We start from the raw sequence: 22,360 nt of genomic DNA on the forward strand, positions 1-22,360 counted from the left end.
TGTTGTTCGTTAACTGCGAATTGGGGAGATGCTAAAAGCCTTCGCTGGCAAGCCAGCGCCTACAGATGGGTGTGCTAACGGATTAGCGGCCGATAAAAGTTGCCGGGCGTTTTTCCATGGCGGCGCGCAGGGCTTCGTTGCCGTCTTCGCTGCGACCGCAGAGCAGGCCGGCGGCGAGTTCGGCTTGCAGCTGTTCCGGCAGGCTGCGTTCCGCGCCTTCACGCATGAGCTTTTTGGTCTGGGCGAAGGCGAAGGTCGGGCCACTGGCAAGGCGTGCAGCGAGTTCACTGGTAACGGTTAGCAATTGATCGTCGGCGCACACTTCGCCGACCAGACCGGCGGCCAGGGCACGATCGGCGCCCCACAGCTCGTCGAGGAACAGCAGGCGCTTGGCCTGTTCGCTGCCGATCAAACGCGGCAGGTGCCAACTGGCGCCGGCGTCCGGCGAGTACGCCATGCTGGTGTAGCCGGCCTTGAAGCGTGCCGATTGCCCGGCGATGCGCAGGTCGCAGCACAGGGTCAAGTCCATCCCGGCGCCGACGGCGGTGCCGTTGATGGCGGCGATGGTGGGTTTTTCCAGGCTGTGCAGGCGGGTCATCAAGGCGTGGGCGGTTTCGGTCCAGCCGTAGGTTTCCAGGGCGCCCCGGGCTTCGGCATCGGCCCATTCATCGAGGTCGGCACCGGCGCAGAAGCTGCGGCCGCTGCCGGTCAATACCACCACGCGCACTGCCGGATCGGCGTTGAAAGCGTCGAGCAAGCCATGCAGGTTTTTCAGCGTCGCAATGTCCAGCGCATTGCGCTGGGCAGTACGATTGAGGGTGATCCAGGCAACGCCTGCTTCGACCTGGCTGAGCAGCGACGATTGAGTGGTCATGGGAATCCTCGAATTATTGTGATGGGTCTGAGGTGATGCGACTTGAGGCCATACTAAACGAGTGTTCAGCAAGGCGGCAATTGGCGGGAAAATGGGCTGTAACAAGCTCAAAAATTCGATAACACATTGGTTTTATTGAATTATTTATTGATGCGCGAGCGTAGGCCGTGGACGCTGTTACAACTTCGAACAACTGACGACAGGAGACAGTCGCAGATCTTTCTGGCCCTCCACTAAGCCAATGTAGGAGCGAGCCTGCTCGCGATGGTCGTTACGGTGACGCGTTCTGGCTGGATGAACGCGGCGCTGTTGAGTCCATCGCGAGCAAGCTCGCTCCTACAGGGGTAAGTGTTTAGTTCAAGGGATCACGCAGTCGGCAAACTCGGTGCAAGCGCGCCCTGACGCTTGCGGTGAATCAGGAAGTACGCGCCATAGCACAGCGCAATGAAGCCAAAGCCCCAATACAGCGACGGACGCTGGGTTTCATCCAGGGCCAGGAACACGAACAGCGAGCAGCACAGCGTGATGCACATCAGCGGCAATACCGGGAACCACGGTGCGCGGTATTTCAGGTCGCTGAGTTTGCCGCCGTCACGCAAGTACGCCTTGCGGAACTTGTACTGCGCCAGCGCGATGACAATCCAGGTCACGGTGCCGGCCATGCCGCTCACCGCCATCAGCACCATGAACAAGGTGTCGGCGGCGACGAAGCTGGTCATCAGCGACACCAGCGCGAAGCACAGGGTGATGCTCAAGGCGCGCAGCGGCACGCCACGCTTGCTCAATGGCGACAGGCTTTTCGGCGCCATGCCGGTTTTCGACATCGCCCACAGGATGCGCGTCGAGGCATACAGGCCGGAGTTGCCCACCGACAGGATCGCCGTGAGGATCACGAAGTTCATCAGGTCGGCGGCGTAGGGAATGCCCACCATGTCGAACACCTGCACGAACGGGCTTTCCATCAGGCCGGCCTGCTGCCACGGCACAATGGCCGACAGCACGATGATCGCCAGCACGTAGAAGATCAACACGCGGAATACCACGTTGCGCACGGCCCGCGGGATGCTTTTTTCCGGTTGATCGGTTTCACCGGCGGCCACGCCCATGATCTCGCAACCCTGGAACGCGTAGACCACGGTCATCATTACCGCGAACACCGCCGACAGGCCGTTGGGGAACAACGAATCGCCGATCAGGTTGGTCGCCATCGGTGCCGGTGCGCCGCTGCTCAGGGGCATCACGCCGAAGATCACCAGCACGCCGACCACGATGAAGCCGAGAATCGCCGCGACCTTGATCCCCGAAAACCAGTATTCCGCCTCACCGAAAGCGCGGGTGGCCATGGCATTGATGCCGAACAGCACCACCACGAACAGCGCCGACCAGTACCAGATCGGCACCGCCGGGAACCAGCGGGTCATCAGCATGCCAGCGGCGGTGAACTCCAGGCCCACAGTGGTGGCCCAACTCATCCAGTACACCCAGCCGATCATGAACCCGGTGGCCGGACCGATGTATTGGGTGGCGTGGGTCTGGAACGAACCGGACACCGGCATCTGTACCGACAGTTCACCCAGGCAGACCATCACCAGGTACATCAGGAAACCCGCGACCAGGTAAGCCAGGATCGCCCCCACCGGGCCGCCCTGGTTGATGGTCACGCCGGACCCCATGAACAACCCGGTGCCGATGACGCCGCCCAACGACAGCATGAAAATGTGCCGGCTCTTGAGGGCACGGGTCAGCTGGATGCCTTTACTTTCAGTGCTGTGATCAGTGTTTTCGTTCATGTCGGCACCTCAGCAGTCAATGAGGTGTGCAGCGCGCGACAGGACGTCACGACGCAGGGAGGGATCGGCTTTACGGCAATTCATTATTATTATCTCCAATAAGCTTCGAAGACCGCGCTGCGGCGGTTGCCGTCGATTATTGGAAAGCCATGTAAGTTCGCGTTGACCGTGAAGATCGAAGTTGTACAAAGTCGTAACAAATTTGTACGTCAGCTCTGCAACAGGCCTTTGAGGGTATCGAGCGAATGCTGCATTTGCTCATCGAGCGTGGGGCTCAGGCGCTGGATCGCCGATTCATCGTTTGCCAGCGCCAAGGTCTCCAGCGCCCTCAACGTGGCGGCCAAGGCACGAAAACCCAGTGAATCGCAGCTGCCGGCCAGACGGTGCGCCAGTTGCGCGACCTCTGTGCAGTCATCGGCGGCCATGGCTTCACTCAACGCATCGCGGTGCTGGAGAATCGAGTCGCGCAGCACCGCCAGCAGACTCAGGACCTTTTGCTCGCCGAGCAGGCTGCGATGGGTCTGCAACAGCGGCCAGTCCATTACCTCATCGCTCAGCAGCGACTCGGCCACAGGCGCATGCCCTTCCAGCACCTGGCGCAGGTTTTCCAGCTTCAAGGGCTTGGCCAGGACACCGTCCATGCCGGCCTCCAGATAACCGCGCACCAGCGCCGGCTGCACGCTGGCGGTCAGGGCGAAGAGGCGGGTGCGGCGATTCGGCCCGTCGCTGTTGCGGATCTGCCGGCACAACTCGACACCGCTGATGCCCGGCAGATGCACGTCCAGCAGCAGCAGATCGAAAACCCGCGCCGCGCAGTATTGCAGCGCCTGCTCCGCCTCTTCGGCCAGCCATACCCGGTGGCCGTCCCGCTGCAGCAAACCCTTGGCCACTTCGCGGTTGAGCGCCACGTCTTCGACCACCAGGATGTTCAGTGCCGGCCCCGCCGCGCGAACCGGCGGAGCCTCAGCCAGGTCGCTGGCCGGCTGCAAGGACAGCTCGAACCAGAAACAACTGCCGCGCCCCTCTTCACTGTCCACGCCGATGCAGCCGCCCATCTGCTCCACCAGATGTTTGCAGATCGCCAACCCCAACCCGGTGCCACCAAAGCGCTGGGCGACTTCTTCGCTGGCCTGGGTGAAACGCTCGAAAATCTTCGCCTGCATCGCCGGGGCAATACCGATGCCGTCGTCCGTGACACTGACCCGCAACCGCTGCCCCGTCTGTTCGCCGGTTTCGCTGAGAAGCGCCACCTCGACGCTGACTTCGCCGCCTTCGGTGAACTTGATCGCGTTGGCCAGCAGGTTACTCAGCACCTGGCGCAGGAACTGCTCGGCGCCGTGGTGATACTCGGCAATACGCTGATCGATGCGGCAACTGAGGATCGTATCGTTGTTCAGCGCGCGCGGTTCCAACAGTGTCAGTACCTCATCGAGTAACTGGCGCAACGAGAAATCCACCGGCTCGGGATGGCTGACGCCCTCCTCCAGCTTGGCGAAATACAGCACTTCGTTGAGGATCGTCAGCAAGCCTTCACCGGCCTTGTGCAAAGCGTCCAGGCGTTTGCCGTCCCGGGCATCCAGAGGCGCGCCGCGCAACAGTTCGGCCATGCCGAGAATGCCGTTGAGCGGCGTGCGCAGTTCGTGGCTCATGGTCGCCAGAAACCGCGACTTGGCGAGGTTGGCCGCTTCCGCCTCGTCCTTGGCGCGCATCAGGCTGGCGGTACGGCGCTCGACCATTTTCAGCAGCTCGTCACGGTTATCCTGCAAGGCCAGGCGATCGGTTTCCCGGCGCTCGATGTCCCGCAGGATCGCCCGGCGCATGTCGTCCAGGGCGTGGGCCACGGTGTCGATTTCGTCGCTGCCGCGGCGCTTATCCAGGTGCAGGGGTTCCTGCCATTCACCGGCGGCGATGCGCCGGGCAAACTCGGCCATGACTTTCAGGTGCCGGGTCACCAGTCGATAAAACAATCCAGACAGCGCCACGGCCAGACCGCAGAGGAACACCGCCATCCACAACAGGCTGGTTAAACCGGTGGCGTAGAGACGCTGGTACACCGCCCCCAGATCCGTGCTCACTTCCAGTTCGCCAAGGTTACGTAGCGGGCCGGACGGCGGCTGATAGTCCAGGGCAAAGCGCTCGATACGCAGCGGTCCCGCCGGGGTCGGATTACCTTGTACCAGGTCGAAATCGGCGCTGGTCAAGTGCACCCGCGCGACGTCGGAGAAGTCCACCAGCCCGCGCAACTGCACGTTCAACTGTTCCTGGTTCAAGTCCCAGAGGCTGCGTTCCAGGCTGGCCAGGTAGCCGGCGCGGATCAGCTCCATGCGCGAATCGATGTCGCGCATTTCCCGCCGATACTCGATATACAGTTGCACGCTGCTGGCCAGTACGGTGAAGCACAGGCTGAACAACAGAATGAACAGCAACAGGCGTCGCAACAGTCCACCGGAACGGGCGCGAATCATTGCGCATCCGCCGGCAGGTTGATCATGTCGCGGTAGGTCACTTCGCTTTCGTTGAGCCAGCGCTCGATGTCACCGGCATCGACCATGCGCTGCAACTGCACATTGATCTCGGGCATGCGAGCGGCCAAGGGCGAGCGCCGCGACACGGCGACCCGCAGATAATCCACGCTCAATGCCTTGGGCAAGGCGACGATGTCCTGGCCGCCGGGCAGGTTCTCCACGTACAGCTGACCGGTGCGCCGCTCCTGGGTGATGAAATCGATGCGCCCGCGAATCAGCTTGCCGAAGTTCTGGTGGCTGTCGGAAACCCATTCGATATTGTTGTTGCGCGCGACCATGCGATCGAACGCCACACCATAGCTCTCGCCGAACAACAGGCCGCCACGGTAATGGGCCAGGTCGTCCAGTTGTTCGAATTTCACCGGGTGTTGGCGGTTGATGAACAGCGCCACTTCTTCACGCAATACCGGCACCGTCGAGAACAGCATGCTCTGTTCGCGTTGCACGGTGCTGTAGGCCAGCACCACATCGACCCGGCCTTCGGCGGCGTCCAGCAGGCAGCGTTTCCAGTTGCCCAGCACGACCATCTCGACCTCGTAACCCAACTGGCCGAACAGGCTTTTCACTACGCTCGGCGCCAGGCCGCGCACCTGCTTGCCGTCGCTCCAGGAGATCGGCGGGTACACCGGGTAATCGCAATAGCGAACCTTGTCCGCCGCGACGGCATGGCCGGCCACCAGCAGCGCCAGCAGGCAAAGCCATCGCGCCATCAGGTTCAGGCTGCCACGCCAGCGGTGAACAGGTAACCGGCGCCATGGATGGTGATGATCAACTGCGGTTCGGCCGGGTCGTCGTGCAACTTGCGACGCAGACGCCCGACCAGCACGTCGATGGAGCGGTCGTTGGGCACCCATTCGCGGTTACGGATCTGGTCCATCAACTGGTCGCGGCTGAGGGTGTGGCCGCTGTTGCGCAGGAACACGCTGAGCAACTGGTATTCGCCGTGGGTCAGCAGGGTTTCGCTGCCGGACGCATCGATCAGGCGACGGCGGTCGGTGTCCAGTGACCAGTCGGCGAACTGCTTGACCGGCTTGGCCACCGCGACGGCAGGCTGTGGCGTTTGCGCGTGACGTACCCGGCGAATCAGGTTTTTCGCTCGCGACACCAGCTCCCTTGGATTGAGGGGTTTGATCACGTAGTCGTCGGCGCCGCATTCGAGACCGACGATGCGGTCGATTTCGTCGTTGCGCCCGGTGATCAGGATGATCCCGACTTCCGAACGCACCCGCAATTCGCGGGTCAGGGTCAGGCCGTCCTTGCCCGGCAGGCGGATGTCGAGCATCACCAGGTCGACGGTCTGGCTGGCGAGGAAGGTTTCCGCCAGTTCCGCCGTGGCGGCGCAATGGACGTAGTAGCCTTCCTGGGACAGGTAGGCGTGCAGCAGATCGCGAATCAGCGGATCGTCATCGACGATCAATACCCGAGGAGTCATCGCTTGGTGTCCGGCTCAGGCCCGAAGGCCAGTTTCTTATTAGAGTGTTTTCCTGCATCGGCGCCAGAGAGTAACGATTGCTGAACGACTGATCAACAGTCGCTCGTCTGCACGCAGAAGCGCTGGCGTCCGCCGGCCTGCAACCCGTCGACCCAGGCCTCGCAAATCTGGATGCCCTGCACCGGGGTGAAGGTACCTGGGTTCAGCCCGTACTCCAGCCACAAGCCGTCGAGCAAGGCGCTGAGGCTGATGGCGGCGAGGTCGGCGTCGAAGTTTTCCCAGCCCTCCTCCCGGGCCAGTTCCGCCAGCACCTTGCGCAGGATGCCGCGATACTCGCCATAGGAATGATCGTGGGCCTGGTTGATGGCCTCGGCGGTTTTCACCGCGCCCCAGAACGCCAGCCAGGCATCGATCAATTGCGGATCGAGCAGCTCGGCGGAAAACGATCCGCGGAAAAACGCCGACAAGCGCTCCCGGGCATTCGGCGCGGCTTGCTCCATGGCGTCGCGCAGCAGGGTCATGACCCGCCCGGTGATCGCCATGTAGGCCTCGGCCACCAGTTCGTCCTTGCCGGAATAGTGATGACTGATCAGCCCCACCGAGACCCCGGCCTCAGCGGAAATCTTGCGGATCGACGCGCCCTGGAAACCATGGCGCTTGAGGCACACCAGCGTCGCCTCGATCAGGTTGGCTTTGCGCAACTCCGGTTCCATGCGGGAAAAACGGGTTTCCTGATTCATCGGCGACACGCTCCTTGGTTGAGTCGTTCAGGCCCGCGCGGGTAAGCGGCGGGCTGAACGAATGTACAGCAAGAGCGGGCCATTTCTCCAGTCGGTTGCCAGTCTGATAGACCGTGGCGCGCCCATGGCGAGCAGGCTCACTCCTACAGTATTTGGGTAGTTCACAGATTTTGCGTACACCCTCTTCTCCTGTAGGAGTGAGCCTGCTCGCGATGAGGCCAGTCCTTTCAACAGTGATTCCGGATCAGTCCCGATACCCCGGCGCCACTCGATCCAGCAGCACAACCTCCCCGGCGGCTTTTCGGCCCAGGAGCGGGCTCGAGGCGAAAGAACTGCAAGGCACAGTAAAAAAACAAGTTGATTTTTTACTGAAGGTAAATTTTTATAGGCCAATTATAACAACGCCGAAAACCTGAATGCCTCTGTAGGAGCAAGCTTGCTCGCGATGGACGTTAACGATAACGCGTGTTATCTGGATGAACGCGTCGCTTTCAAGTCCATCGCGAGCGAGCTCGCTCCTACACAGGTCAGCCTGCCTGGAGTACCCGCACCATGCCGACCTCGACACCCGCCTTCGCGCACCTGTTCGAACCCCTGGAGATCCGTGGCAAGCGCCTGAAAAACCGTATCATGTCCAGCGGTCACGACACCTCGATGCCCACCGACAACCTGGTCAATGAGCAATTGATCGCCTATCACCGGGCGCGTGCCGAAGGCGGTGCCGGGCTGATCGTGCTGCAAGTGGCCGGCGTGCATGACAGTGCGCGCTACACCTCTCATGTGCTGATGGCCACCGACGATGCGTGCATCGAGGGTTACCGCCAACTGGCGCAAACCTGCCATGCCCACGGCACCGTGGTGTTGTCCCAGGTGTTCCATCCGGGGCGGGAGATCATGGAGTCCAGCGATGGCCTGCTGGCGGTGGCCTACTCCGCCTCGTCGGTGCCCAACGAACGGTTCCGGGTGATGCCCCGCGCGCTGGATCAGGCCATGATCGACGAGATTGTCGCCGGTTATGCCGCCGCCGCCCGACGCCTGCATCAGGCCGGGATCGATGGCGTCGAGGTCGTGGCCAGCCACGGTTACCTGCCGGCGCAGTTCATCAATCCGCGGGTCAACCGGCGTACCGATGGCTACAACGGTGAGCTGGAACAGCGGTTGCGCTTTCTGCGCGAAGTCATCAAGGCCGTGCGCGCGGCGACCGACGAGCAGTTCATCGTCGGCCTGCGCATTTCCGCCGACGAGCGCGACCCGCAAGGCCTGACCGAGGACGAATCCCTGGCCGCCGTGCAGTCGCTGCAAACGCAGCTCGATTATGTGCACATTGTCGCCGGCACTTCGGCGTCGCTAGGTGGCGCGGTGCATATCGTGCCGCCCATGGCGATCGAAGCGGCGTACCTGGCAAAAGAAGCCGGGACGTTCAAGGCCAGTTTGAACATTCCGCTGTTCGTCACCGGGCGCATCAACCAGCCCCAGGAAGCCGAGCTGATCCTGGCTCGCGGCCAGGCCGATGTCTGCGGCATGACCCGGGCACTGATCTGCGACCCGCAAATGCCCAACAAGACCGACACCGGCCGCGTCGAAGACGTGCGGGCGTGCATTGCCTGCAATCAGGCGTGCATCGGCCACTTCCACAAGGGCTTGCCGATTTCCTGCATCCAGCACCCGGAGACCGGGCGCGAACTGATCTTCGGCGAACGCCGACAAGCGCCACAGCGCAAACGCATCATGATCGCCGGCGGTGGTCCGGCCGGGATGAAAGCTGCCACCGTCGCGGCCCAGCGCGGGCATGAGGTGACGCTGTACGAAGCCAGCTCACAACTGGGTGGTCAGGTGTTGCTCGCGCAGCTGCTGCCACGACGCAGCGAATTCGGCGGTGCCAGCACCAACCTGCAACGGGAAATGCAACTGGCCGGTGTGCGCGTGGTGCGCAATACCCGGGTCGACCGCGCGCTGGTGGAGCAGGAAAAACCGGACATGGTGATCGTCGCTACCGGTGCCGAGCCCTACTGGCCGGCCTTCGAGCGCGGTGGCGAGTTGCAGGTGGTGGACGCCTGGCAGGTGCTGCGCGATGAAGTACAGGTCGGCCGTTCGGTGGTGGTGGTCGACTGGCGCTGCGACTGGATCGGTCCCGGCATCGCCGAACGCCTGGTGCGCGCCGGGCACCAGGTGCAACTGGCGGTCAACGGCACCCATTGCGGGGAAAACCTGCCGCTGTACGTGCGCGATCAACTGGCCGGCGAGCTGCATAAATTGGGTGTGCCAATCACGCCGTACGCGCGGTTGTATGGCTGCGATGACAACACGGTGTACCTGCAACACACCGCCAGCGGCGAGCCGATGCTGATGGAAAACATCGACACCCTGGTGCTGTGCCAGGGCCATCAACCGGTCGATACCCTGGGTGCTGAACTGCAAGGGCTGGTGGAGTTGCGCCGGATCGGCGACTGCCTGGCGCCGCGCACCGCCGAAGAAGCGATTTATGAAGGCCTGAAAGTCGCGTGGGAGCTTTAAGGCTGTTTATACTCCGGGGCTTTACATTCAAATGATCGCTTTCTGTAGGAGCGAGCTTGCTCGCGATGGTCGTTAACAATGACGCGTGTTTTCTGGATAAGACGCGGTGTTCTGAAGTCCATCGCGAGCAAGCTCGCTCCTACAAGGGGCGTGGCGTAGCCTTCGGTTCGGAACTTTCCATGAGCAACAACAGCAAGACCCAGCCCGCATCAGGCAACGCCGAACCGCATTTTCTCGGCACGCGCATTCGCGGCCTGCGTAAACGCCGGGGCATGACCCTGGCGGAACTGGCGCAACAGAGCGAGCTCACCGCCGGCTACATCAGCCAGCTGGAGCGCAACCTGGCCTACCCGTCGATCCCGGCGCTGTTCAACATTGCCCGCAGCCTCGGCGTCACCATCCAGTGGTTCTTCGCCAGTGAAGCGGTCACCGCGCCCGAAGACGATGGCGTGGTGGTGCGCAAGAACAGCCGCCTGAACGTGCATTACGAAGACGGCATCGTCGATCAGTTGCTGACCCCGCAAGCCAACCGCCAACTGGAAATGCTCCACTCGCGTTTCCCGCCCGGTACCTACAGTCAGCAAAGCTACAGCCACGACGGTGAGGAAGCCGGTTACCTGCTGTCCGGCAGTTTTGAGCTGTGGGTCGGTGAGCGCCATTTCCAGCTCAACGAAGGCGACAGCTTCAGCTTTTCCAGCCAGGAACCGCATCGCTATGGCAATCCCGGTGAGGTGGATGCGGTGGTGATCTGGGTGATTACGCCGCCGACGTTCTAACGTCGGCCGCGACCACTTGACTGAGTGGTACTAGCACGCTTGAGGGTGTCACTCGGCAGCTCGTTGAACAGCGCGCGGTAGCTGCTGGAAAACCGCCCCAGGTGCCAGAACGACCAGTGCATCGCCACCTCGGCCACGGTGGTCTGTGCCGGCGTGCAACTGAGCAGTTCACGCCGAGCGCTGTTCAGGCGACGCAGGCGCAGCCAATGGGTCGGCGCCATGCCGGTGTAGGTCTTGAACGCATGCTGCAACTGGCGCAGTGAAACCCCGGCCACCTGGGACAGTTCCAGCAGGTTGAGGTGTTCTTCCGGAGTGTCCGCGGCCCATTCCCCTACCCGTTTCATGATCGCCCGCTCTCCCGCGCGGCGCTGCAAGGCACCCTGGTCGAGGCCGACACAGGCGTTGTCGAGAATGAACAGACAGTCTTCCAGCAGTTGCTGGGTCAAAGATTCTCGGCTCGGTGGATCGAAGGTCTGCGACAGCCGCGTCAAGGTCCCGCTGAGCCAGCGGCAGAACAGCGCGTTCTGCCGGGAGTTGAGCGGCGCCATGAACAGCCCTTCGAGCCGGGCGATGTCCAGGCTATGACGCTTTACGAACTCCGGACCGAACACCACGGCGATTTCCTGGTAGTTCTCCGGGGTGATCCAGATGTTGCGACTTTCGCCATTCAACACGTACAGCGCGTTGTCGCCGCGATCGAAACAGAACGACAACGAACCCAGGGGCGCGCTGAAATTCTGCTCGACCCGGGTGTTCATCGACTCTTCGTAAATCTCCACGCCCTGCAGATCCAGATAGCGCACCAGGCCTGCGAAATGCCCCGGCGACATCTGTTGGTAATGCTGGACCCAGCCCGGCGTGGCGCGGATTTGCTCAGCGACATCGTCGGTGTTGAAGGCTTGGACCTGGAGTGAATTGCAACCTGTCATGGGGTGACCTTACGCACTCTTTTGGTGCGCTTCGTGCTGCTTAAAGTGGATAGATGGAACCGCAAGGCTCGCCCAAGATAGACGTCAACGCGCTACAGGGGAAGTGTCCGGCGGATGAAACCGGCCTCCCCTGGCGTTAATAAAACCAATAACGAGGTCTTTATGAATGTCCCTTTCGATCAGCTGTTCACTTGGCTGAAAGATCACAAGATTACCGAAGTCGAGTGCGTCGTCAGCGACCTGACCGGCATTGCACGCGGCAAAATCGCACCCACCAACAAGTTCCTGCATGAGCGAGGCATGCGCCTGCCGGAAAGTGTGCTGTTGCAAACGGTAACCGGGGACTTTGTCGACGACGACATCTACTACGACCTGCTCGACCCGGCCGACATCGACATGGTCTGCAAGCCGGATGCCGACGCCGTTTACGTGGTGCCGTGGGCCATCGAGCCGACCGCCATCGTGATCCACGACACCTTCGACAAGTTCGGCAACCCGATCGAACTGTCGCCGCGCAATGTGCTGAAGAAAGTCCTGCAGTTGTACACCGACAAAGGCTGGCGGCCGATCGTGGCGCCGGAAATGGAGTTCTACCTGACCCAGCGCTGCGAAGACCCGGACTTGCCGCTCAAGGCGCCGATGGGCCGTTCGGGTCGCGCCGAAAGCGGTCGGCAGTCGTTCTCCATCGACGCGGCCAACGAATTCGATCCGCTGTTCGAAGACGTCTACGACTGGTGCGAACTGCAAGGTCTGGACCTCGACACGCTGATCCACGAAGACGGCCCGGCGCAGATGGAAATCAACTTCCGTCACGGCAACGCACTGGACCTGGCCGACCAGATCACCGTGTTCAAACGCACCATGCGTGAGGCGGCGCTCAAGCACAACGTGGCGGCAACCTTCATGGCCAAGCCGGTCGGCGATGAGCCGGGCAGCGCCATGCACCTTCACCAGAGCGTGGTGGACATTGCCACCGGCCAGCCAATCTTTGCCGATGCCGATGGCAACATGAGCGAACTGTTCCTGCATCACATCGGTGGCTTGCAGAAGTACATCCCGAAAGTGCTGCCGATGTTCGCGCCGAACGTCAACTCCTTCCGCCGCTTCCTGCCGGACACCTCGGCACCGGTCAACGTCGAATGGGGCGAAGAAAACCGCACCGTCGGCCTGCGCGTGCCGACCTCAAGCCCGGATGCCATGCGCGTCGAGAACCGTCTGCCGGGCGCTGACGCCAACCCGTACCTGGCCATCGCCGCCAGCCTGCTGTGCGGTTACCTGGGCATGGTCGAGCGTATCGAGCCGAGCGCCGCGGTACAGGGCCGAGCCTATGAGCGTCGCAACCTGCGCCTGCCGATCACCATCGAGGACGCCCTGACCCAGATGGAAGAGTCCGACACCATTGGCCGTTATCTGGGCGACAAATTCGTGCGCGGTTACGTTGCGGTCAAGCGCGCAGAGCACGAGAACTTCAAACGGGTGATCAGTTCGTGGGAGCGTGAGTTCCTGATGCTCAGCGTCTGAGATCTTCGTTGTCCGTGACGACCTCATCGCGAGCAGGTCGGGTCGCCGCACCGTCGCTCCTACAGGGGAATGCATTCCAACTGTAGGAGCGAGCCTGCTCGCGATGGCGGCCGCCAGAACACTAAAAAACCACCTGAAGAATCCAATAATTCCAAGAGGTATCGACATGCGTCTATTGAAATCCGTGGTCCCGGCCGCGCTGGCGGTCCTGTTCAGCGCCGTTGCCCAGGCCCAGCCCCAGGTCAGTGTCTATAACTGGACCGATTACATCGGCGAAACCACCCTCGCCGACTTCCAGGCCAAGACCGGGATCAAGGTGATCTACGACGTATTCGATTCCAACGAAACCCTGGAAGGCAAGCTGCTTGCCGGTCGCACCGGGTATGACGTGGTGGTGCCGTCCAACCACTTCCTCGCCCGCCAGGTGAAGGCCGGTGCGTTCCTCAAGCTCGATCGCGAGCAGCTGCCGAACTTCAAGAATCTCGACCCGAAACTGCTGGCGCTGCTGGAGAAAAACGATCCGGGCAACGAGCACTCGGTGCCGTATCTGTGGGGTACCAACGGCATCGGTTATAACGTCGACAAGGTCAAGGCTGTGTTGGGCATCGACAAGATCGACTCCTGGGCCGTGCTGTTCGAACCGGAAAACATCAAGAAACTGAGCGCCTGCGGCGTGTCGATGATGGACTCGGCGGACGAAGTGTTTCCCGCGATGCTCAACTACATGGGCATGGACCCGCGCAGCGAAAACCCCGAGGACTTCAAAAAGGCCGAAGCCAAGCTGCTGCAGATCCGCCCCTACATCACCTACTTCCACTCCTCCAAGTACGTCTCGGACCTGGCCAACGGCGATATCTGCGTGGCCTTCGGTTACTCGGGTGACGTGTTCCAGGCCGCCAACCGCGCCAAGGAAGCCAAGAACGGCGTGAACATCGCCTACGCCATTCCCAAGGAAGGCGCCAACCTGTGGTTCGACTTGCTGGCCACCCCCGCCGACGCCAGCAATCCGAAAGAAGCCTACGCCTTCATCAACTACCTGCTGGACCCGCAAGTGATTGCCAAGGTCAGCGCTTCGGTCGGTTATGCCAACCCGAATCCGGCCGCCAAGCAGTACATGGACCCTGAGCTGGTCGGCAATCCCGAGGTTTATCCGTCCCAGGAAGTCCTCGACAAACTCTACATCTCCACCACGCCGCCGCAGTCGATCATGCGCCTGATGACCCGCTCGTGGAGCAAAGTGAAGTCCAACAAATGAATCAGTACACCAAGGAACACACCCTCTCCTATTACGCGGCGTCCGCCAGGGGCATGCGGCAGCGTCCCGCGCTGGCCTCGGACCTTGAGGCCGATGTCTGCGTGGTCGGCGCGGGCTTCACCGGCATCAACACCGCCATCGAACTGGCCCAGCGCGGGCTCTCGGTGGTCCTGCTGGAGGCCCGGCGGGTTGGCTGGGGCGCCAGCGGGCGCAACGGCGGCCAGTTGATTCGTGGCATCGGTCATGACGTCAGCGGTTTCGCCAGGCACATCGGCGCCGATGGCGTGCAATACCTGGAACAGGCCGGGACCGAATCGGTGCAGGTCGTGGCCAATCGCGTCCGCGAACACGGCATCGATTGCGACCTGCGCTGGGGCTTCTGTGAACTGGCCAACACACCGACCCAGTTCAAGGCGCTCAAGGCCGAGCAGGCAGAGCTGATCGAGTCCGGCTATGCCTTTGAAACCCGGCTGGTCGCGCCGGAGCAAATCCGTGAACAGGTGGTGAATTCCGGCGTGTATGCCGGTGGCTTGGTCGATATGGGCTCGGGACATTTGCATCCGCTGAACCTGACGCTCGGTGAAGCGAAGGTCGCCGAGTCCCTTGGCGTGCGGATCTTCGAGCAGAGTCCGGTGCTGGAGTTGATCCACGGCAGCACGGTGCAGGTCCGTTGCGCCGCTGGCACGGTGCGCGCCGGCACGTTGGTGCTGGCTTGTAACGCGCATCTCGAAGAGCTTGAACCGAAGCTCAGCGGCAAGGTGCTCCCGGCGGGCAGCTACATCATCGCCACCGAGCCGTTGTCGGAAGAGGCCGCCGCAAAACTGATCCCGCACAACCTCGCGCTGTGCGACCAGAAGGTCGGACTGGATTACTACCGGCTCTCGGCTGACCGGCGTTTGCTGTTCGGTGGCGCGTGCCATTACTCCGGCCGCGATCCTGCGGACATCAGCGCCTACATGCGCCCGCAGATGCTCAAGGTGTTCCCGCAACTGGCCAAGGCGCGCATCGACTTTCAGTGGGGCGGCAAGATCGGCATCTCGGCCAACCGTTTCCCCCAGGTCGGACGCTTGAGCCAGCACCCGAACGTGTTCTACGCCCAGGGCTACTCCGGCCATGGCCTGAACGTGACCCACTGGTGCGCGAAGTTGTTGGGCGAAGCGATCCATGCCGGCCACAGTAAAGGCTTTGACGTGTTCAGTGCCGTGCCGCACATGACCTTCCCCGGCGGACGCGCCCTGCGTTCACCGTTGCTGGCCCTTGGCATGTTCTGGTATCGGATGCGGCAAGTGCTGGGTTGACCACCGGGCGCCTGAGACGGGTTGTCCCTCGTTTCACGCGTCCCGGCAGGTCAGGCGGGGCTGCGGCGACTTCAAGAGATCGCCGCGGCGCACCTATTGAGGCATCGGAATGCTAATGCCTTCCTTCTTCAAATCATCCCGAACCGACTGGAACTTCTGATACTTGGACAACTCGATCGGCCCGTCATAGCCCATGCTTTGCAGCTTGCGTGGCGGATACTTGATGTAGGTCTGCATGAGTTTGTTGATCGCCTGACTGATCGGCACCATGGTCCAGGTACGCTCGGTGACGTTACTCATGAAGATGTCATAGCGCTCCTGTGGGTCTTGATACAAATCGAAGACCTGAGGCACCGTCGCCACGTACTTGGTGGCACCTTTCCAGCCCAGGTTGGTGTCCACAGCCAAGCCACCGGTTTGAGCACCATCGTCGCCGCGCAGGTTGAACACGGCTTTGTAGTTGCCCACACGGGCCGCCCCTGGCGACAACTCGTTTTCGGTGAAGTAGAACCACTCTTTACGTGGGTCGGGGCCAGTGCCGGTTATCACCGGGGTCATGTCATAGCTGTCGAAAAAGATCGGCTGACCTTCGCGGTCCTTTTCCGGCAACTTGATACCGGCCACCGAGGCGAAGGTCGCCATCAGATCGAGGCCGCCTAGAATGTCGTGGTTCTTGGCGTTCGGTTTGATTTTTCCGGGCCAGGCCATGATCGCAGGAACCCGGTTACCACCCTCGCGCACGGTGCCCTTGGTGCCGCGGAAAGGCGTGTAGCCGGCATCCGGGTAAACGTCCTGCCAGGCGCCGTTGTCGGTGGTGTAAACCACCAGCGTGTTCTTATCCAGGCCCAGCGCCTTGAGCTTGTCCATGATGTGGCCGATACGCGTATCAAGTTCGACTACCGAGTCGGCGTACTTGGACTTGGAGATCGACTTGTGAACGAACTCCGGTGCCGGCAGGTTCGGCTGGTGCACTTTCATGAAGTTGACGTTGATGAAAAACGGCTTGTCCGATTTGGCGGCGGTGTCGAGGAATTCCAGTGCAGCCTTTTCCACATAACCGTCGAAGTAGGGAATTCCGACTACACCGGGTTTGCCGTCGATGACCGGCGTATCAACATACTGGCCGTTGATCTTGAACTCTTCGACCGGCTTCTCTCCGGCCTTTCCCGAGAGTGCGCCCTTGGTCACCTGGGCAAACATCGCCCGGGTTTCCGGGTCCATGTCGGGGAACCAGGTCGGGTCGGCGTAGGTGTAGGCATTGAGGTGATAGAGGCCGACGTACTTCATCACGTCATAGCCTTGGGCATTGGGCATCGCATAGTCGGCTTCACCCAGGTGCCACTTGCCGGTGAAGTAGGTCTCGTAACCGCCGGTCTTGAGCACCGAGGCCAGCGTCCACTCGGCGGCTGGCAAACCGCCGCCCTGGCCCTGGAAGGCCACGGTGGTCATGCCGCTGCGATTGGGGATGCGCCCGGTCTGCATGGCGGCTCTGCCTGGCGTGCAGCTCGGTTGCGCGTAGAACGAATAAAAGGTTGTGCCTTCAGCGGCCAGTTCGTCGATGCTGGGTGTCGGCATGCCGCGGCCGACACCGCCGCCATAGGGCCCCAGATCACCGTAACCGGTGTCGTCGGACACGATGAACAGGATATTGGGTTTTTCTGTTTGTGCAGCCTGAGCCATGCCGTTAAGCGCTATCAGTAATGAACCTGCTATGTAGAACCTTGAGCGATGCGAGAGTCTTTTCATGGCGACCTTCCTTTATCGGGACGGATCCTTGTGGCCGGCTACTTGTTTTCAAGTAATCCGAGACCGGACCCTGGTGAGTTACCCCCAAACCATGCCCTCTGATTAGTTCCAAGCGTTCAACTGCCAAAAAAAATGAAAAGCCTGTTGCTACTCAAGGCACCCGAGTCAGCCTAGTACGGTTATTATCAAAACGCGCATTGCAGAGGCAGAAGAATTCATAATCGTTCGTCACTGGTTTCCCCATGAAATACCTTGGGTCGAGGCGTCCCCGGGCGGCGGATAGTGTTAAGGTTGCGACTTTCTATTTGCTCAATCGCAAGTCACTTCTATATTGAGGGGGTGCTCTGAACTTCCTGCCTTCTGTCGAGCTTGCCCCATGGCATCTACTGATCAACTGATCATCTGCGAGCACTGCGACAGCGTTTACCAGAAAGTCACGCTCGCCAAACATCAGAAAACCCTGTGTACGCGCTGCGGCGGCGTACTTCAACGCTATAACGGCCTCACGGTGGAGCAGCGTCTTGCGTTGACCTTCACAGCGTTGATGCTCTGGATATTCGCCAATTTCTATCCGGTGATGAGCATCAGCCTCAAAGGCGTGAAGAACAGCGCAACGCTCTGGGACTCGGTGCTGGCCCTGAGCCTGGGACCTATCACGTTCATCGCCATGGTGGCGGCAATCGCCATGGTCATCGCGCCGGTTTTCCAGCTGTTGCTGCTGATTTGGGTGCTGGGCTTCGCCCTCGCCCGGCAACGCTCGCCCGGATTCAAATTCTGCATGCGCTGGCTGGAAACCCTGAGGCCCTGGAGCATGCTCGAAGTCTGCCTGCTGGGCGCCATGGTCGCGGTGATCAAGCTCGCCGGTCTGCTCGATGTGCTACCCGGCATAGGGCTGTTCGCGCTGGCGGCGCTGAGCCTGATGATGATCCGTATCGCCGGGCGCGATATCCGCGAACTATGGGACATCGTATGAGCACGCCTCCGTACGCCGACGAGCTCAACCTGTGCCTGTGTCACACCTGCGGGCTGGCCTGCGACATGACTGGCGAACCTCACGAATGCGAACGCTGCGGTGCGCCTTTGCATCGACGCAAGACCAATGCCTTGACCCGGACCTGGGCCTACATGATCGCCGCCCTGGTGTTTTACATCCCCGCCAATTTGCTGCCGGTAATGAACACCAAAATGGTCGGCCATGGCGCCGACAGCACGATCATGAGCGGCGTGCTGGAGTTCTGGGAAGCGGGTGCCTGGGACATTGCCCTGATCATTTTCATTGCCAGTATCGCGGTGCCGGGCATCAAGTTCGTCGCCATCACGCTGCTGCTGGTCACCGTGCAACGCGACAGCGAGTGGGCACGTAAAGAGCGGTCGACGCTGTATCGCTTCGTCGAGGTCATCGGTTACTGGTCGATGCTCGATGTGATCGTGGTCGCTCTGGTGGCCTCGCTGGTGAAATTCCAGGCCCTGGCCGACATCGAACCACGCCCGGGCATTCTGTTTTTTGGTCTGGTGGTGGTGTTCACCATGCTGTCGGCCATGAGTTTCGATCCACGCATGATCTGGGATAAAGAACGGGAAAACCCACACGATGAGGAGGTCACGGATGAAGTCACAAGCCACTGACGGGCCGCAAGCCCCCGGGCTGGCGCCGATCAAGACCAGCCGTTTCAGCGTCTCGCTGGTCTGGATCGTGCCGATAGTCGCGGTGCTGGTGGGTATTTCGCTGGTGGTTCACAGCATTCTGCAGCAAGGCCCGACCATCGTTGTCACGTTCAAGACCGGGGACGGCCTGACCGCGAATAAAACCGAGGTCAAGTACCGCAATGTCGTGATTGGTCATGTCTCCGATGTGGAACTGAGCGCTGACCAGAAGAGCGTCAACGCCACCATCAAACTGGAAAAGCAGGCCGAAAGCTTTACCCGTGAAGATTCGCAGTTCTGGGTCGTGCGGCCGCGCATTGGCGCTGGCGGTGTGTCCGGCATCGATACGCTGCTGTCGGGCGATTACATCGGTGCCGATATCGGCCAGGCCAACGGCCGGGCAAAAAACTTCAAGGGGCTGGAGAATCCGCCGCCCATCACCTACGGCGAGCCGGGCAAGCGTTTCACCCTGTTCACACAGGACCTGGGGTCGCTGGATATCGGCTCTCCGGTCTACTACCGCAAGATCCCGGTGGGTCAGGTGGTGGCCTACGCGCTGGACCCGGATGGCAAAGGCGTGAACATCGAGCTGTTCATCCATGCACCCAATGACAAGTACGTCACCGAAAACACCCGTTTCTGGAACGCCAGCGGCATTGACGTGAGCGTCGGCGCCAACGGTTTTGCGGTCAAGACCGAATCGTTGTCTTCCTTGCTGGTGGGCGGTATTGCCTTCCGCGCGCCCGACTACAGTCCTGACGATAAACCTGCGGCTGCCGAGTACGCCTACGAACTGTTCGAAGACCAGCAAACCGCCCTCGCCCCACCAAACGGCAAGCCGCAGTACCTGGCCATGCGTTTCGACCAGGCAATGCGCGGGCTCAAGGTCGATGCACCGGTGGAATTCCTCGGCGTGGAAATCGGCAAGGTGGTGGCGGTCAATCTGGATTACGACGAGAAAAAACGCTCCTTTCCGGTCAACGTCGGCATCGTGATTTACCCGCAACGCCTGGGCCAGGCCCACATCAAAATGCTCAAGGCGCTCAGTCATGATCCCAATGACGAAGCCGGGAGTGTGCGTCTGATCGGCACCTTTATCGAAAACGGCCTGCGTGCCCAGGCCCGTACTGGCAATTTCCTGACCGGTCAGTTGTACATCTCCCTGGACTTCTACCCCAAGGCCGACAAAGTCGCCTTCGATACAGCGGCCCGCCCGGTCATGATTCCGACCCTTCCCGGCAGCCTCGAGCAATTGCAGGAAAAGCTCGAATCCATGGTCGACAAGATCAACAAACTGCCGATCGAGCGAATCGCCGGCAATCTCGACGGCAATCTCGTCGAATTACGCAAAGGCATGATGCAATTCAACGGCAAGATCTTGCCTGGCGTGCAGACCACCTTGGCGGACCTCAGCAAGACCCTGGAAACCGCCAATTCGACCCTGCAATCCGCCAGTTCGACCTTGGCCGAGGACTCACCGCAACGGGAAAAACTGGGGCAAACCCTGGATGAACTTGGACGCACGTCGAGATCCTTGCGTGACCTTTCGGATTACCTGGGGCGGCATCCGGAGTCGCTGCTTCGCGGCCGTCCGAACAATGCCGCACCCGTGGATCTGCAAGGGCCACCGCGCAATTGAACACAGGAGCAACACCCATGGCTTTTCCGCTGAAGCTCACACTGGTCACCGCGATGTTGCTGCTCGCCGCTTGCCGCAGTGACCCGATTCACTTCCACACCCTGACCCCGGCCCAGGTGGGCGATCACTCAAGGACCAGCGTCGGGGCGATTCAGATCGAGACGATCAGCGTGCCGCCCCAGGTCGATCGTGCGCAGATCGTCATTCGCGAGGGCAACAGTGGCCTGGCGATCCTGGAATCCCAATGGTGGGCCGCGACTCTCGTGGACGAATTGCGCAGCGCGCTGGCCGATCAATTGAGTAACAGTCCTGCACAAGGCAAATATTCGGTGCGGGTCGATGTGCAGCGTTTTGACTCGGTCCCCGGTCAATACGCGTTGATGGACGTGGAATGGCGCCTGCGCAGTGCCGGCATCGGCGATACGGCACGGGTGATTTGCCGCAGCACCTTGCAAACGCCGTCAGGTGCGAACATCGATGACCTGGTGCTTGCCCAGCAAAACAACGTCAAACGCCTGGCCGCGCTGATCAGCCAGGCTGCCGCCAGACCACAGGCTGACTGCCCTTCGCCCTGAACGGGTTTCCTCTCTGTGGATTAACGGCGGCAAGTTCGTCGTTAATCCCATTCCTTATGTCCCTTCTGTTTCCCGCTGTCATTTCCCGCTGGAGTACAAGAGAAAAAATCCCGTAACAGATTAATTACCCACCGCAACCCCCCTCTGCAATTTTTTCACATTCCTTTCACCGCTCCGACACCTGCGCTGATTTAACGTGGACTGCAATTAATTCGCTGACTTAGTCTCGGCGGTCATTTTTCGCGCTGTTTCAAGTGTTGTTTAACAGCACTTCCCTGGCGCTCCAATCGGTGGACAAACTTGGTCAACTCCGTCTCGCGTAAACCGTCTTCGCGCCGGTCTAAATCGGTCGTGACCATTGGTGTACTGACCCTCGCCGTGCTTGCCACCTGTTTTGTCCTGTGGCCGAAATCACCGGCCAACCTGGTCCATGAGGGCGCACAAGCCCGGGCCCAATTGCTGCAACAATGGAGTGCCGGCGAGATCGCGGTGCTGGTTCGTCATGCCGAGCGGTGCGACCGTTCCAGTAATCCCTGCCTGGGCCCGGCCGACGGCATTACCCGTGTCGGCAGTGAGGCGGCCGCCGTTGTCGGGCAAGGCCTGGCACGCCTGGGTTTGACGCAAACCGACATCCTCACCAGCCCGGTGACGCGCACCGTGCAGACCGCACATTACATGTTCAACAGCGACCCACGGACCCAGGAGTGGCTGGCGACCTGCGGCACGACCCTGCGTAACGACGTCGTTGCGCACAAGGTGGCGCACCGCAACCTGGTGCTGATGACCCACAGCGGTTGCATCGCTGATTTTGAAAAGCAGACCGGCTTCAAGCATTCGGCGAAGGACGCCGAGTACACCAGCGCACTGTTTGTGCACATCGATGGTCATGGGCAACTGCAAGTACTCGGCATTGTGAATGCCGAAGACTGGAACACTCTATTACAAGAAAAGAACTGAAATCATTACCGACCGAAAACTTTGGCACAAAGTTGTTTCAAGCCGGACTGAATGGAACCTGAACACAACAGCGAGAGGTGTGATTGAACTTCTCGCTGTTCGATATCATTCCGGTTTTATCTCTCACTAGCTTCAACCTGCCATC

The 22,360-nt window shown here is 60.9% G+C and carries 18 protein-coding genes; 10 read left to right on the forward strand and 8 right to left on the reverse strand.

The features are described 5' to 3' along the window. Positions 1-82: 82 nt before the first annotated feature. The 6 genes from KW849_RS05730 to KW849_RS05755 all read right to left on the reverse strand — a co-directional run bounded on the left by KW849_RS05730 (position 83) and on the right by KW849_RS05755 (position 7,361). Entirely contained in the window at positions 83-874 is a 792-nt protein-coding gene (locus tag KW849_RS05730) for an enoyl-CoA hydratase/isomerase family protein (protein ID WP_218428496.1), read from the reverse strand. 365 nt (positions 875-1,239) lie between these two features. Beyond that, on the reverse strand, positions 1,240-2,664 hold the full coding sequence (locus KW849_RS05735) for an amino acid permease (RefSeq protein WP_218428498.1): 1,425 nt from the start codon (positions 2,662-2,664) through the stop codon (positions 1,240-1,242). A 209-nt stretch (positions 2,665-2,873) separates the two neighbouring features. Beyond that, positions 2,874-5,129 carry an ATP-binding protein gene (locus KW849_RS05740; protein ID WP_218428501.1) on the reverse strand — a complete coding sequence of 752 codons (2,256 nt, stop codon included), beginning with the start codon at positions 5,127-5,129 and terminating at the stop codon, positions 2,874-2,876. Further along, positions 5,126-5,899 (reverse strand): ABC transporter substrate-binding protein, encoded by a 774-nt coding sequence (locus KW849_RS05745; RefSeq protein WP_218428503.1) that lies wholly within the window; start codon positions 5,897-5,899, stop codon positions 5,126-5,128. Before KW849_RS05745 ends, KW849_RS05740 begins: the two co-directional genes overlap by 4 nt. A 5-nt stretch (positions 5,900-5,904) precedes the next feature. Continuing rightward, on the reverse strand, positions 5,905-6,621 hold the full coding sequence (locus KW849_RS05750; RefSeq protein ID WP_218428505.1) for a response regulator: 717 nt from the start codon (positions 6,619-6,621) through the stop codon (positions 5,905-5,907). Between the two features lie 92 nt (positions 6,622-6,713). Next, positions 6,714-7,361, reverse strand: coding sequence for a TetR family transcriptional regulator C-terminal domain-containing protein (locus KW849_RS05755; RefSeq protein ID WP_218428507.1), 648 nt, complete (start codon positions 7,359-7,361; stop codon positions 6,714-6,716). 552 nt (positions 7,362-7,913) lie between these two features. On the opposite strand from KW849_RS05755, the gene KW849_RS05760 reads away from it, so the two are divergent. Both KW849_RS05760 and KW849_RS05765 read left to right on the forward strand, forming a co-directional pair. Beyond that, complete coding sequence (locus tag KW849_RS05760; RefSeq protein WP_218428509.1) at positions 7,914-9,875, forward strand: FAD-dependent oxidoreductase; 1,962 nt, start codon at positions 7,914-7,916, stop codon at positions 9,873-9,875. Between the two features lie 179 nt (positions 9,876-10,054). Continuing rightward, positions 10,055-10,651, forward strand: coding sequence for a helix-turn-helix domain-containing protein (locus tag KW849_RS05765; RefSeq protein ID WP_218428511.1), 597 nt, complete (start codon positions 10,055-10,057; stop codon positions 10,649-10,651). On the opposite strand, the gene KW849_RS05770 is transcribed toward KW849_RS05765, so the two are convergent. After that, complete coding sequence (locus tag KW849_RS05770; protein WP_218428513.1) at positions 10,648-11,580, reverse strand: helix-turn-helix domain-containing protein; 933 nt, start codon at positions 11,578-11,580, stop codon at positions 10,648-10,650. The genes KW849_RS05765 and KW849_RS05770 overlap by 4 nt on opposite strands. Before the next feature lie 162 nt (positions 11,581-11,742). Between KW849_RS05770 and KW849_RS05775 the strand changes: the two genes are divergently transcribed. The 3 genes from KW849_RS05775 (at position 11,743) to KW849_RS05785 (ending at position 15,654) form a co-directional block, all read left to right on the forward strand. After that, positions 11,743-13,101 (forward strand): glutamine synthetase family protein, encoded by a 1,359-nt coding sequence (locus KW849_RS05775; protein ID WP_218428515.1) that lies wholly within the window; start codon positions 11,743-11,745, stop codon positions 13,099-13,101. 166 nt (positions 13,102-13,267) lie between these two features. Next, a complete protein-coding gene (locus KW849_RS05780; RefSeq protein ID WP_218428516.1) occupies positions 13,268-14,356 on the forward strand; it encodes a polyamine ABC transporter substrate-binding protein in 1,089 nt (362 codons plus the stop codon). Continuing rightward, positions 14,353-15,654 (forward strand): FAD-binding oxidoreductase, encoded by a 1,302-nt coding sequence (locus tag KW849_RS05785; RefSeq protein ID WP_218428517.1) that lies wholly within the window; start codon positions 14,353-14,355, stop codon positions 15,652-15,654. The genes KW849_RS05780 and KW849_RS05785 overlap by 4 nt, the downstream gene beginning before the upstream one ends. Before the next feature lie 93 nt (positions 15,655-15,747). Here the strand turns inward: KW849_RS05785 and KW849_RS05790 are convergent, their stop codons facing one another. Then, complete coding sequence (locus KW849_RS05790) at positions 15,748-17,400, reverse strand: arylsulfatase (protein ID WP_218428518.1); 1,653 nt, start codon at positions 17,398-17,400, stop codon at positions 15,748-15,750. A gap of 376 nt (positions 17,401-17,776) precedes the next feature. Between KW849_RS05790 and KW849_RS05795 the strand changes: the two genes are divergently transcribed. The 5 genes from KW849_RS05795 to KW849_RS05815 all read left to right on the forward strand — a co-directional run bounded on the left by KW849_RS05795 (position 17,777) and on the right by KW849_RS05815 (position 22,215). After that, positions 17,777-18,373 (forward strand): paraquat-inducible protein A, encoded by a 597-nt coding sequence (locus KW849_RS05795; protein WP_218428519.1) that lies wholly within the window; start codon positions 17,777-17,779, stop codon positions 18,371-18,373. Further along, positions 18,370-19,026: a paraquat-inducible protein A gene (locus KW849_RS05800; protein WP_218428520.1), complete on the forward strand. Its 657-nt coding sequence runs from the start codon at positions 18,370-18,372 to the stop codon at positions 19,024-19,026. Before KW849_RS05795 ends, KW849_RS05800 begins: the two co-directional genes overlap by 4 nt. Next, positions 19,007-20,683, forward strand: a complete 1,677-nt coding sequence (locus KW849_RS05805; RefSeq protein WP_218428521.1) for an intermembrane transport protein PqiB — start codon at positions 19,007-19,009, stop codon at positions 20,681-20,683. Before KW849_RS05800 ends, KW849_RS05805 begins: the two co-directional genes overlap by 20 nt. Before the next feature lie 17 nt (positions 20,684-20,700). Further along, on the forward strand, positions 20,701-21,258 hold the full coding sequence (locus KW849_RS05810) for a membrane integrity-associated transporter subunit PqiC (protein WP_218428522.1): 558 nt from the start codon (positions 20,701-20,703) through the stop codon (positions 21,256-21,258). Positions 21,259-21,558: 300 nt separating this feature from the next. Next, a complete protein-coding gene (locus KW849_RS05815; protein WP_218428523.1) occupies positions 21,559-22,215 on the forward strand; it encodes a histidine phosphatase family protein in 657 nt (218 codons plus the stop codon). Positions 22,216-22,360 lie beyond the last annotated feature (145 nt).

Source organism: Pseudomonas sp. PDM26 (assembly GCF_019219185.1).
Taxonomy (GTDB): domain Bacteria; phylum Pseudomonadota; class Gammaproteobacteria; order Pseudomonadales; family Pseudomonadaceae; genus Aquipseudomonas.